The sequence below is a fragment of the Massilia sp. SYSU DXS3249 genome, assembly GCF_053668055.1.
Genome location: NZ_JBSIPX010000002.1, coordinates 265,349 through 278,076 on the forward strand (window position 1 = coordinate 265,349; position 12,728 = coordinate 278,076).

Below are 12,728 nucleotides of genomic sequence, written 5' to 3' on the forward strand. Positions count from 1 at the left end.
CGCTCACCGGCACATCACGCAAGCAGACATATGGAACGCATTTTAGTAACGGGCAAGTCGGGACAGGTCGGCTATGAACTCGAACGCAGCCTGCAGACCCTGGGCGAGGTCGTCGCCGTCGACCGCGGCCAGATGGACCTGGCCGACCTCGACGCCGTGCGCGAGACCATCCGCCGCGTGCAGCCCACGCTGATCGTCAATCCGGCCGCCTACACGGCGGTCGACCTGGCCGAGAGCCAGCCCGGACTGGCCATGCGCATCAACGCCGAAGCGCCCGGCCTCATGGCCGAGGAGGCGAAGCGCCTGGGCGCGGCCCTGATCCACTACAGCACCGACTACGTGTTCGACGGGACCAAGCCCGGCGCCTACACCGAGGACGACCTGCCCTGCCCGGTCAACGTGTACGGCAAGACCAAGCTCGCCGGCGAGCAGGCGATCGCCGCCAGCGGCGCCACGCACCTGATCCTGCGCACGAGCTGGGTGTATGGCATGCGCGGAAAGAACTTCCTGCTCACGATGCGGCGCCTGGCCGCCGAGCGCGACGAACTGCGCGTCGTCGCCGACCAGCACGGCGCCCCGACCTGGTGCCGCACCATCGCCGACGTGACCGCGAACATCCTCGCCCAGTCGCAGGCAGGCGGCGCCGGCTGGCTGCGCGAGCGCGCGGGCCTGTACCACCTGACCGCCCAGGGCCGCACCAGCTGGCACGGTTTTGCCGAAGAACTGCTGGCCCATCCATCGGTTCCGAGGAAGCCCGTCGTCGTGCCGATCCCGGCGTCCGCCTACCCGGTGCCGGCGCCCCGCCCCGCCAATTCCTCGCTCTCCTGCGAACGCCTGATGCGCACCTTCTGCACGCTGCCCGACTGGCGCGAGGCGCTGCGCCTTTGCCAGGGCTGAGGCCGCCAATACCCCTGTCACAGCACCGCACGCCTCCAACTTGACGTTTTACGAAGAGCAGTTCATGCATACATGTCGTACAGACAGACCAACGGTCACACACATGCCGAAGCGAATCGCCGGCTTTGATGGCGTGCGCGGCCTTGCCGTGTTGCTCGTTTTTCTACAGCACAAAGTAACACCGCAGCTGGAGTCGGGAAAGCTCGGAGTCTGGGCGTTTTTCATGTTGAGCGGTTTCCTGATCACGGGCATTCTCACCGGGTAGCGCATACGGATTGAGCAAGGCGATACCGCATTCCTTCCCGAGCTCAAACGCTTCCTGTTCCGTCGCACGGTCCGGATTTTCCCGGTTTACTATTTGCTGCTGAGCGCGCTCGCCCTGGTGTCGGCCGCCGGCATTGTCCATCTCAAACGCGGCGACGACCTCATCTACCATTTCACGTATCTGTCGAACATCCTGTTCGGCCTGGTTGCCAAAGACTGGGGCGGTGTCTTCTCGCACCTCTGGAGTCTTGCGACAGAAGAGCAGTTCTACCTGTTTTTCGCTCCCCTCCTGCTATTGGTGCCGGCGCGCCGCCATTGGCAGGTCTGCCTGGGTATCGTACTGTCCGGACTGGGGACGCTGCTCTATCTGAAAATCACGCATGCCCACCCGATCACGGTCTACACCCACCCGCTGACAAACTTCTGGCTGCTTGCGCTCGGCGGAATCATGCATAGCGTGCTGGCGGGACGTGCCGGTGCATGGCAGGCAAACCGGGGACATGCCTGGCTTGCCGTCGGCTGCCTCGTCTGCACGGCTTACTTCTGCGCCTTCCTTGACTGGTCCGCATTGTCGGCCGGGACTTACCTGCTCGCCTCCATCGCCTATGCGCTGTCGATCGCGATGCCGCTAGCCTGGGTCGTGTGCAATCAGTCGCATCGGGTGGTGCAGTGGCTCGAACACAGCCGCCTTGCAGCGCTGGGCAAGATCAGCTACGGGTTCTATTTGTTTCACAATTTCGTCCCGCTGCTGTCGGACAGCGGGAAGGTCAAGGCCTATGCGGCGACCGCAGGCGTGCCCGACCTTGTCCTTGCAACGGGAAGCGCCATCCTGGCTTTTGTAATCAGCCTGGTCGTCGCCCAACTTTCCTGGCACTTTGTCGAGCAGCGGATCTTGGTATTGAAGGACCGTTTCGCGCCCGGCCAGTCCCAGCACGGGGCGTCCGCTCCTGCCTGAGGAGCTTCACGATCGCCTTAGCGGGGGATACGACAACGGCGGCCAGTGGCCGCCGTTGTCATTTATATGCGCATGCCGCCCTAGCGGCAGCCGGCATCAACCGCGCGCCGCGTCGAACTCGGCCCACTTCTCGGCCGTGTACTGCGCGAACTCGGCGCGAAAGCGCGCCACCGAGAACCGTTCGGCATTCTCGCGGCAGGCCTGCGGCGTGAATTCCCCGCGGCGGCGTTCGAACTCGCCGACCGCGGCGCACAGCGCCGGCACGGTTTGCTGGTCGAAGAACAGGCCGGTCGGGGCTAGGCCCGTCGAGCGCACCGTCTCGCGCGCGCCGCCCTTGCCGAAGGCGATCACCGGCGTGCCGCAGGCCTGGGCCTCGACCGGGATGATGCCGAAATCCTCTTCCGCGGCGAACACGAAGGCGCGCGCGCGCTGCATCATGTCCTTGAGCGTGGAAAACGGCTGGTAACCCATGATGTCGACGTTCGGTCCGGCTTTTTCCTTCAGCTTCGGCATGTCCGGGCCGTCGCCGATCACCACCAGGCGCTTGTCCGGCATCGCGGCGAAGGCCTCGACGATCATGTCCATCTTCTTGTAGGGCACCAGGCGCGAGGCGGTGAGGTAGAAGTCTTCCTTTTGCGTCACCAGCTGGAAGGCCTCGACATCGACCGGCGGATAGATGACGTCGGCCTTGCGGCCATAGGCTTTGCGGATCCTGCGCGCGATGAACTGCGAATTGGCGACGAAATGGTCGACGCCGTTCGCGGTCCGCACGTCCCAGATGCGCATCTTGTGCAGCAGGAGCTTGGCCAGCCAGCCCTTGGCGCCGCTGCTCATGCCCGACTCGCGCAGGTACTGGTGCTGCAGGTCCCAGGCGTAGCGGATCGGCGAATGCACATAGCTGATGTGCAGCTGGTCGGGGCCGGTTAGGACACCCTTGGCCACCGCGTGGCTGCTCGAGATCACCACGTCGTAGGGCGACATGTCGAGCTGCTCGACCGCGAGCGGCATCAGCGGCAGGTAGGAGCGGTAGGACTTGGCGGCGCGCGGCAGGTTCTGGATGAACGTGGTCTGCAGGCGGCGTTCGCGCAGGTAAGCGGTCTTCTGCACGACCGACGGATCGGCGTAGACGGCGAAGAGGTCGGCGTCCGGATAGATGTCGCAGAACTGTTCGACCACTTTTTCGGAACCCGCCAGCGCGGTGAACCACTCGTGCATGAGTGCAATATTCTTCATTGTTTGTTTCTACATGATGGGCCAGGCGGGCCGCCATGGCCGGGTAAAACGTTCAGCCGGCGCGCCCGTAGGTGTCTTCGTAACGGACGATGTCGTCTTCGCCGAGGTAGCTGCCGGACTGGACTTCGATGATTTCGAGCGGGATCGTGCCGGGATTGCGCAGGCGGTGGACCGCGCCGAGCGGGATGTAGGTCGATTCGTTTTCGGACAGCAGCGTCACCTTGTCGCCGCAGGTGACCTCGGCGGTCCCGCGCACGACGATCCAGTGCTCCGCGCGGTGGTGGTGCATCTGCAGGCTGAGGCTGGCGTTCGGCTTGACCTGGATGCGTTTCACCTTGAAGCGCTCGTCCTCGTCGATGCTGTCGTACCAGCCCCAGGGACGGTTCACCTTCCGGTGCAGCAAATGCTCGTCGCGGCGGGCCAGGTTCAGGCGGGCCACCAGTTCCTTCACCTCCTGGCTGCGGCTGCGCTCGGCGACGAGGACCGCATCGGGCGTCTCGACCACGATCAGGTTGTCCACGCCGACGGTCGCCACGAGGCGGCTCGAGGCGTGCACCAGGCAGTCGCGCGACTGCTCGGCCAGCACGTCGCCGAAGGTGGCGTTGCCGTCCCCGTCGCGCGCGCTGACGCCCCAGACCGCATCCCAGGCGCCGAGGTCGCTCCAGCCGGCGGCGATCGGGACCATGCTGATCGGGATGCCGGCCGCCGGGCATTGTTCGATGACGGCGTAGTCGATCGATTCGCCCGGCGCGGCGAGGAAGGCGTCCTTGCCGGGGCGGATGAACTGGCCGTCGTCGCCATGCGTTTCCCAGGCGCCCTGCAGCGCGCCGGCGATGTCCGGACGGAAGCGGCCGATGGCCTCGAGCCAGACGCTGGCGCGCAGAACGAACATGCCGCTGTTCCAGAGGTAGTTGCCGGCTTCCAGGTAGCCGCGGGCGGTAGCGAGGTCCGGCTTTTCGACGAATGCGCCGACCCGGTATTCGCCGTGGGCGCCCGGCGCGCCGTCGGAACGGATGTAGCCGTAGCCGGTTTCCGGACGGTCCGGCTGCACGCCGAGGACGACGATCCCGCCCTGGTCCGCCACCCGGATGGCCTGCTGCAGGGCCTGCGTGAAGGCGGCCTGGTCGGCGACTGCGTGATCGGCCGGCACCACCACCAGCACCGGATCGGCACCCTCTTCGCGCGCCTGCAGGGCGGCCATGGTCAGTGCCGGCGCAGTGTTGCGGCCGGCCGGTTCGAGCAGCAGGCGGGCCTGCACGTCGCGCAGCTCGCGCAGTTGCTCCAGCGCCAGGAAACGGTGCTCCTCGTTCGTGACCGCCAGCGTCTGCGCCAGCGCGATACCGGCGCCGCCCAGCGCATTGATGCGCCGGACCGCTTCCTGGAAGAGGCTGAAGTTGCCCGACAAGACCAGGAACTGCTTGGGCATGCCGGCGCGCGACAGCGGCCAGAGCCGGGAGCCGGTTCCGCCGCAAAGAACTACTGGAGTAATATTAATCATCGTAAAAAGAGAACAGTTTAAGAATGCCCTGGGCAGGGAGAATGGGAGATCAAAGCAGGCTCGCGACCCGTTCCGCCGACGCATAATTGCGGGCGAGGAAGTCGCGCGCCTGGCCGAACATCCGGCGCGCCTGGTCGCGGTCGCGCAGCAGCAAGTCGACCGCCTCACCGAAGCCGGCGGCATCGTCGGCGATGAGGACGGTCTCGCCATGGCGCAGGCCGATCCCTTCGGCCCCGACCGAGGTCGACACGACCGGCAAGCCGTTGACGACCGCGTCCACGGTCTTGATCTTCACGCCGGCGCCGGAGAGCATCGGGTTGACGAAGACGGCGCCCTGGCGATACACATCGGCCAGGTCCTCGGGCGAATCGATGAAGCGCATGCGCTGCATACCCGCGTCGCGCAGGAAGTCGGGCACCACGCCGCGGGTGTTCCCGGCCACCACGAAGTGGTAGGCCGGGTTGGCGAGCAGGCGCGGATGGACCTCGTCGAGATACCATTTCAGGCCGGCGAGATTGTTCTGTGCGAACAGGTTGCCGACAAAAACCACGCTCGCTCCCGCCTGCATGTCGACGAAGCGCTGGGGCGCGACATAGGTCGGCAGGAAGTGCTTGTTAGGACTGTCGACCGAGGCAAATTCGTCGTGCGAAATGAACAGCAGCGCATCGACGCGGCGGAACAGCCGCTCGCGCATGCGGGCGAAGAAGGCGGCTTCCGACAGGAAATACGCCCGCTTCAAAGGGTTGGTCGCCGACTCGGCCAGCGCGCGGTAATAGTCCGCCTCGTTGTTGTGGACGCGCAGGCCGATGCGGCGCGCGCGCAGCGTCCGGTTGTCGAGGATGGATGCGACGTATTCCGATTCGAGCAGCAGGCTGTCGTAGTCGCCGGCGAGCGCGACCGAGGCGAGCGCGCGCCGGCTGCGCAGCTGGAAGGACTGCAGCAGCGGCACCAGCCAGGGCAATTTACTGCGTTTCACCCAGACCACCTTGCTGCACAGCGTTTCGAGGTGGGCCATGGCCGCCGCATCGGGCGCCGCGTAGGTGGTGAAGACCAGCTCGACCTGGTGCCCTAGGCCATGCAACAGCTCAAGGCGCGTGTACACGTCCTTGCGCCCGCCGTGGTTGGGCGGATACGGGCAGTCCGGGGCGACGACAAGAATCTTCACTTTACTTCCTCGACTAATTGGGAGTCTGCCCGCATGCGGCCGAGCACGACGCCGATCACCATCGGCGTCAGGTAGGCGGCCACCGGCGAGACGAAAAACAGGTTGGACAGCAGCATGAAAAACACCAGCGTCAGTCCAATGATGTCGCGCTGGCCGCTGAAATAGCGCACCGCCGCGCGCGCGTTCTTCTGGATCAGGTAGATGCCGAAAATGCCGTAGATGGTCGCCATCTCGAGGAACAGCGACTTCAGGCCGAGGTTTTTCGTCTCGGTCGGGTCGAAGATGTCCTTCACTTCGGCAAAGCTGAGCCCGGAAAGACCATAGGATTCCAGGAAGGCGATGGCGTTCGGCCCGTTGGTGGCAAACATGGTCGCGAAACCGGTCATGCCGTAGCCGAAAGGATTGTCGGCAAACGATTGCACCGCCAGCACGGTCAGCGTCAGGCGGCTCGAGATCGAGGTGTAGTCCTCGAGGTCGACCCGGAAGCGATCGAGCAGGAAGACGTTGAAGACCAGGATCACGACAGGTACGGCGAGCACTCCCACCGCGGCCTTGGTCAGTTTCCCCTTGCTGGTCCAGACCGTCGCCAGGAACATCGACATCGCGAGGCAGGCGAGCGTCCCCTTGGATCCGGACAAGAACGAGGCGGCGACGGCGACGAGCAGGAAGCCGAGCTTCTTGCGCAGCAGCCAGCCGCAAAACAGGAAGCCGGTGATGACCTGGTAACCGAACTGCGAACTTTCGCCGCTGAATCCGCGCGGGCGCATGTTGCCGGAAACGTTGGCGTGGAACAGGCTCGTGCCGAGCAGGTAGTCGTGGGCGACCAGCTCCATCAGCATCGACAGCGTGAGGATCGCCATGAGCAGGTAGGCATGCAGCGGCACGAACGCGTCGTGCCAGCGGCGGAACCAGAACAGGCAGGCGAAGAACGTCATCCAGATGACGAAAAAGCGCATCCCGCGCCCGATGGCGGCGCCCACCATGCCGGGATTGAGCAGGAGGCCGACCACGGAACAGAAGACGGTGAGCACCACGATGCCGAGGAAGCGCCGGTTCCTGGCCCAGCCGGGATAGACCAGCAGCATCAGGCACAGCGGCAACAGCGCCAGGTTGCTGCCGAAATAACCGATGCCCGTAAGCTGCAGTATCGAATCTTCGAACGGCAGGCACAGGACAAACAGCGTGACCAGGATGAAACCGGGGCTGCCCGTAGCGAAGCTTGACATGGTGGCGGTATGAGTTCCGGAAAGGACGCGCGGTCGGGCCTTAGTAATTGGTCGGCGTCAGGCGCGGGATCGCGTCCTCGATGCCCTGCGAGGCACGCGAGAACATCGACAGGCCGATCCGGAACGAGCGCAGCTTCTTGCGGTAGGTCGCCAGGTTGTCGCGCCCGGCGGCCAGGCGGCCCAGGAACTGCAGCTGGTACACGGCGAGCCAGAACAGCGCGGCCGGCTTGCTGTAATGCTTGAGGATGAAGTACACCTTGTTGCGGGTGCAGATCCGGATCGCGAAGTCGCTCGTCTCGCCGCCGGTCAGGCTGCTGACCTTGTGGTACAGCGTGCCGCTCGGGTCGTACCAGAGCGAGACGCCCTGCTCGCGCGCGCGCATGCAGAAGTCGGTATCGTCGTAATAGACGAAATAATTCTTGTCCATCGTGCCGACCCGTTCGAACACCGCTTTCCGGATCAGCATGCAGCAGGTCGGCGCATAGTCGATCCGGCGCGCCGTGTCGAACTGGCCGCGGTCGCGTTCGCGGTCACCGAAATGCACGGTCTTGCAGGCGCGCACGGCGTCGAAGGTCCCGCCGGCGCACCAGACCATGTCTTCCGGGTCGTGGTACATCATTTTCGGCACCAGCATGTCGGCGCCGTGGCGCTCGGCCGCCGCCAGCATCTTGGCGAACAGGGCCGCTTCGAAACGGGTGTCGTTGTTGAGCAGCAGGACATCGTCGCAACCGTCGGCCAGGGCGCGCTCGATGCCCTGGTTGTTGCCCTCGGCGACGCCGCGGTTCTCGGCGTTCGCGATCGTGACCACGCGCGCATCCGGGTAGTTCGCGAGCACGTCCAGCGTGGCGTCGGTGGACGCATTGTCGACGACGTACAGCACGAAGTTCGCGTGCGTCTGCGCCAGCATCGATTGCATGAAGTCGTCGAGTACCGTCGCGCTGTTGAACGTGACCGTGACCACGCCGATTTTCTTACTGCTCATCATTCCTCCAGCAGGCGTGGCGGCCCTGTGCGGGTCCGCCGGCGCCAGAACACATTTATTTGTACAGGCCGCGGCTCTTCATTTCCGCAATGCTCTGCTCGTAACGGTCGGCTTTCACTTCCTGGGTGTTGACCCAGGCCGTGAAGCGGCGGATGCCTTCGTCGAAATCGACTTTCGGCTGGAAGCCGAGCAGGCGCTGCGCCTTGCCGAGGTCGGCGTAGTTGTGGCGGATATCGCCGAGCCGGTACGCGCCGGTGACCTGGATCGGCACCTCGACGCCGTAATGCTTGACGAGCATCCCGGCCACCGTCAGGACGTCGGTCGGCACGCCCGAGCCGATGCCGAACACCTCGCCGTTCGCCGCATCGCTGGTCAGGGCCAGCGTGGTCGCCTCGACGACGTCGTCGATGAACACGAAATCGCGGCTTTCCTTGCCGTCTTCGAAAATGCTCAGGCCATTGCCGTTCTTGATCCTGGTCGAGAAAATCGACAGGATGCCGGTGTAAGGGTTGCTCAGCGACTGGCCGGGGCCGTACACGTTCTGGTAGCGCAGGGCCGTGGCGCCGATGCCGATCGAGGCGCACACCGTCATCACCATCTGTTCCTGGTTCTGCTTGGTGATGCCGTACACCGACGACGGATGGATCTTCGAGTCCTCGTCGGTCGGCAGCAGTTCGAGCGCGGCGCCGGTCTCTGCGCACAGCGGGTCGAAACGCCCGGCGCGCATGTCGTCGTCCTTGCGCGCGCCCGGATAGACGATCGCGCCGCCCGGCGTACGGTACTTGCCTTCGCCGTAGATCGAACGCGACGAGGCGACCACCACCTTCCTGACCTGGTGCTTCGTGTTGGCGAGCAGGTCGAGCATCAGGGCGGTGCCGCCGACGTTGACGTCGACATAGCGCTTGATTTCGTACATCGACTGGCCGGTGCCGGTCTCGGCGGCCAGGTGGACGATCGCGTCCTGGCCGGGCAGCGCCGCTTCCCAGGCCGCGGCGTCGCACACCGAGCCAAGCACGACACGCACCTTGTCCTTGATGCCCTGGTACAGCGGCGACGTCTGTTCCGGTTCGGCGCCGTGGATCTGCGGCGACAGGTTGTCGAGGATGGTGACCTCGTGTCCGGCAGCGACGAGTTTTGCCGCCAGGTTCGATCCGATGAAGCCGGCGCCGCCGGTGATGAGAATGTTCATTGTGCGTTAATCCAAGATTTCGTTTCTAAACAGTAGCGTTTCACTAATTTGGCGGGGCTTCCGGCGATCATGGAATAGTCCGGGAAGGAACGGGTGACGACCGAGCGGGTGCCGACGATGCAGCGTTTGCCGAGCGTGACGCCGGGCATGACGGACACGCCGAAACCGATGAAGGTATGCTCGCCGACGTGCACCGGTCCCTTGCTTTCAAGTTCCTGGTCCAGGATCAGGCCCTTGTCGGGATCGAAGCCGTGGGCGATGTCGGAGATATAGACATGCTCGCTGAGCACGCAGCCCTGCTCCAGCGTCAGGCTGTTCATGCAATGCAGTTGCGCATGGCCGCCGATGTAGACGTCGTCGCCGATCACGATCGCCGGCTCGTAGCGCTTGCCGGCATAATCGGTGACTGCGTTGATGACCGCGAAACGGCCGATCATGCAGTTGGCGCCGACCTGGACGTTCTTTTTGTTGTACAGCCAGCGCGGCAGCAGGATCACCGAGCCGGTCCCCATTTTCCGGAACCGGGGGCGGTACAACAGTTCTTTTGCCAGGCTCTTGAGCAACTTAACAGGCTTCATTGTGTTCCGTAGAGCGAATAGAGAAGGATGAAGGTAATGCCGCACATCGGCAGCGCGATGGCTTTCTGTACGAAGATGCGGGTGGACGACACGAGATTCCCGGTTTTCCCGACGACGAGCAGCAGGGTGCCCGCGACACCCGCGACGGCGCCGATCAGCGTTCCATAGGCAACGCCCATCGCGCCCATCTGCTGCGCCAGGACGATGCTCGTACCGAGATTGACGACACCCTCGACCATCGCAGGCAGCAGCGCCTTGCGCTGCATGCCGACCGAGATCAGCAGGACGGCGTAAGGCGCCATCAGGTTGCGCACTGCCTGTGCCAGCAACAACACCATGAGGAAGGGCGCGACTTCGCCGACATACGCCGGTCCCGTCCAGAGTTCCAGCACCGGGCCGCCGACCAGCACGAATCCGACCAGCACCAGGATCAGGAAGGCCGAACAGTACCTGCTGGCCCTGATCAGGAGCGCCTGCAGGCTGCCCGCCTGGTCCGGCTGCGCATGCAGGCTCGAGCCCAGCGCGACCAGCGGGTTGAGTAGCGCCTGGATGACGCCGACAAAGATGGTGATTGCCGTGGCGGCCAGGGAGAACGCGGCCACGCGCCCGAAATCGAAGTAGCCGACGAGCAGCACGTCCATCCCATTCACGAGCAACATCGTCACGTTCCAGACGGCGAGCCCGCTGCAGTGATGGAACAAATCCTTGACGGTGCTTCTGTCGCCGGCTGCAAGCGGACGGAACATCGTGCCTGCCCACTTGCACGCTGCCAGGAAATTTGCCGGCACCAGCAGCGCCCCGCACACGGCAAGGGTGATCGACAAGGTCAACAGGCCCGCCTCCAGCTGGATGGCGCACCAGAGCGACACCAGGCACAGCGCGCGCACCAGGACCTGCGAGGCGACGGGGATGATGTTCCGGTGCAGGCCGAAGAACACGCCGGCGGGCACGAGCGCCATCAGTTGGAAGGCGGCCGAGAAGCCCAGCACGGCAATCGCAATGCGAAACTCGGTGGTCAATTCAGCCGGCACGGTGGAGAACAGGTAGGGGTACAGCGCCACCAGGACCACGACGACGAAGCTGGCGGCGGCAGTAAAGCAGGCGGCCAGCGTCAGGGCCGCGCGCACGGTGGTGCGCTGGGCCTCTACACTCCCCTGGGCATTGAGGCGCGCGATGTAATAGGTGATGACGGTCTGCAGCCCGAAGCCGAACACGTGGACATAGACGATCACCTGCAGCACCAGCGTCCATACCGAGAACTCCAGCTTGCTCAGGTAGCGGACGGTCAATGCCGGCAACAACAGGTTGAACGCGGCCGCGCTCGCCCCTCCAACGATGTTGGCGAAAGCATTTTTGAAAAACAGTGCGCGAAGAGAACCAGAGGTCATCAATAGACGGTCGAGAAATGGTCGGAGTGTGCTGGCTGGAACCGCGTTTCTTCCCCCGCACGGGTACATGCCCTGGCGAACACCGTTTGACAGGCCGTTGCCGGCCTGCCCGCATTCACAGGGGGAAACGAACGGATGGGTTCCCTTATTTGCCCCTCAGGTGCGCCTTGAACCGGCCCCAGTGTTCAGCGTGCTGGGGCGAGGCGAGCATCTTCTCGCGCGCTTCGCGCAGGAAGGCCCAGCCGATTGCCGCGAAGAAGCCCAGGATGGCCGCGATGGCCACCAGCAGGGCGCGCTGCGGCTTGGCCTTGCGTTCCGGCTCGATGGCCGGGTCGAGCACCTGGATGATCGACGGCTCTTTTGCCTCGTCGAGCCGGGCCAGTTCGTACTGCTTGGCGAGCAGTTCGTAGAGCATCTGGTAATACTTCACGTCGCGCAGCAGCTTGATGTTCTCCAGGCCGGCCCTGGTCTGGCCTTCGCTGCCCTTCATGTCCGGGCGGCCGTTTTCCAGCCGCGACAGTTCGCCGCGCAGGCTGGACAGCTCTTCTTCGACACGGCGGAAGTTGGGGTTTGCCGGGGTCACGAATGCACGCATCGAGTTGAGCTGGATTTCCTTCGCCGAGATCTGCGCGCGCAGGCGGCTGACGGTCTCGACGGCGGCGCGGCTTTCGACATCGACACTGATCACGCCGCGCGTATCGAGCCCCGACTTGAGCGCGACTTCCACCGACGCCAGGTTGTTCTTGGCCTGCTCGAGCTGCTTCTCGTAGAACATCCGGCGCTGGGCGGCCTCGGTGATGGCCAGGGTGCTGGTCAGCTTCACCAGTTCGCTCACGTAGGAATTGGCGATCTGGGCGGCGCGCTTGCGGTCTTCGTCGAGCACGTCGATCGTGATCAGGCCATCCTTGCCCGACAGGATCGTGGTGTTCTCCTCGAGCTCCTTGCGCGCCTTGTCGAACAGTTCGACATCGTAGGCATTCTTCAGGTCGTATTTCGCGATCAGGCGGTCGGCCAGCGTGCGGCTGCGGAGCATGCCGACATACATTTCGCTCGGGTTCTTCAGGCCGGCCGCGCCTGCCGCGAGGCTGGCGACGCCGCCGAGCTGCGACAGCAGCGCCGCCGCACCGGACTGCGACTGCTGCGGCGGCAGCAGGCGCGTCGTTGCCCGGTACATGTTCGGCAAAAGGAGACTGGCTGCAGCCGCCAGCACCGCGACCACCAGGGGCACGGCCACGATCAGCCGTTTATGCTTGGCCAACACGATCAGGATATCGATCAGGTTGACATCTTCGCTCTCGGCTTTGCCGGGGAGCCTGGACTGGACTGGATTCATTCTCTACGTCGATTGGTGGG

General features: G+C 64.5%; 11 protein-coding genes and 1 pseudogene. 3 read left to right on the plus strand and 9 right to left on the minus strand.

From position 1 onward, the window contains the following. Window positions 1–30: 30 nt before the first annotated feature. The 3 genes from rfbD to ACWCIA_RS03455 all read left to right on the plus strand — a co-directional run bounded on the left by rfbD (window position 31) and on the right by ACWCIA_RS03455 (window position 2,116). On the plus strand, window positions 31–897 hold the full coding sequence (gene rfbD, locus ACWCIA_RS03445) for a dTDP-4-dehydrorhamnose reductase (RefSeq protein WP_454160990.1): 867 nt from the start codon (window positions 31–33) through the stop codon (window positions 895–897). 103 nt (window positions 898–1,000) lie between these two features. After that, window positions 1,001–1,162: a hypothetical protein gene (locus tag ACWCIA_RS03450; protein WP_454160992.1), complete on the plus strand. Its 162-nt coding sequence runs from the start codon at window positions 1,001–1,003 to the stop codon at window positions 1,160–1,162. A gap of 9 nt (window positions 1,163–1,171) precedes the next feature. Further along, window positions 1,172–2,116, plus strand: coding sequence for an acyltransferase family protein (locus ACWCIA_RS03455; RefSeq protein ID WP_454161254.1), 945 nt, complete (start codon window positions 1,172–1,174; stop codon window positions 2,114–2,116). Window positions 2,117–2,263: 147 nt separating this feature from the next. Here ACWCIA_RS03455 and ACWCIA_RS03460 read toward each other — a convergent pair. From ACWCIA_RS03460 to ACWCIA_RS03500, 9 genes and pseudogenes are all read right to left on the minus strand, one after another. Next, a pseudogene (locus ACWCIA_RS03460) lies at window positions 2,264–3,340 on the minus strand (glycosyltransferase family 4 protein); the annotation flags it as partial. 61 nt (window positions 3,341–3,401) lie between these two features. Beyond that, window positions 3,402–4,847 carry a mannose-1-phosphate guanylyltransferase/mannose-6-phosphate isomerase gene (locus ACWCIA_RS03465; RefSeq protein WP_454160994.1) on the minus strand — a complete coding sequence of 482 codons (1,446 nt, stop codon included), beginning with the start codon at window positions 4,845–4,847 and terminating at the stop codon, window positions 3,402–3,404. A 49-nt stretch (window positions 4,848–4,896) separates the two neighbouring features. Then, the gene (locus tag ACWCIA_RS03470; protein ID WP_454160995.1) at window positions 4,897–6,012 is read right to left on the minus strand and encodes a glycosyltransferase family 4 protein; all 1,116 of its coding nucleotides are present in this window, start codon (window positions 6,010–6,012) and stop codon (window positions 4,897–4,899) included. After that, complete coding sequence (locus tag ACWCIA_RS03475) at window positions 6,009–7,238, minus strand: O-antigen ligase family protein (RefSeq protein ID WP_454160997.1); 1,230 nt, start codon at window positions 7,236–7,238, stop codon at window positions 6,009–6,011. The genes ACWCIA_RS03470 and ACWCIA_RS03475 overlap by 4 nt, the downstream gene beginning before the upstream one ends. Before the next feature lie 40 nt (window positions 7,239–7,278). Beyond that, window positions 7,279–8,220, minus strand: coding sequence for a glycosyltransferase family 2 protein (locus ACWCIA_RS03480; RefSeq protein WP_454160999.1), 942 nt, complete (start codon window positions 8,218–8,220; stop codon window positions 7,279–7,281). A 55-nt stretch (window positions 8,221–8,275) separates the two neighbouring features. Further along, on the minus strand, window positions 8,276–9,409 hold the full coding sequence (locus ACWCIA_RS03485; protein ID WP_454161001.1) for an NAD-dependent epimerase/dehydratase family protein: 1,134 nt from the start codon (window positions 9,407–9,409) through the stop codon (window positions 8,276–8,278). Beyond that, a complete protein-coding gene (locus tag ACWCIA_RS03490; RefSeq protein ID WP_454161003.1) occupies window positions 9,406–9,972 on the minus strand; it encodes an acyltransferase in 567 nt (188 codons plus the stop codon). Before ACWCIA_RS03490 ends, ACWCIA_RS03485 begins: the two co-directional genes overlap by 4 nt. Before the next feature lie 11 nt (window positions 9,973–9,983). Beyond that, window positions 9,984–11,285: a hypothetical protein gene (locus tag ACWCIA_RS03495; protein WP_454161005.1), complete on the minus strand. Its 1,302-nt coding sequence runs from the start codon at window positions 11,283–11,285 to the stop codon at window positions 9,984–9,986. 235 nt (window positions 11,286–11,520) lie between these two features. Further along, complete coding sequence (locus tag ACWCIA_RS03500) at window positions 11,521–12,708, minus strand: GumC family protein (protein ID WP_454161007.1); 1,188 nt, start codon at window positions 12,706–12,708, stop codon at window positions 11,521–11,523. Between the last annotated feature and the right edge of the window lie 20 nt (window positions 12,709–12,728).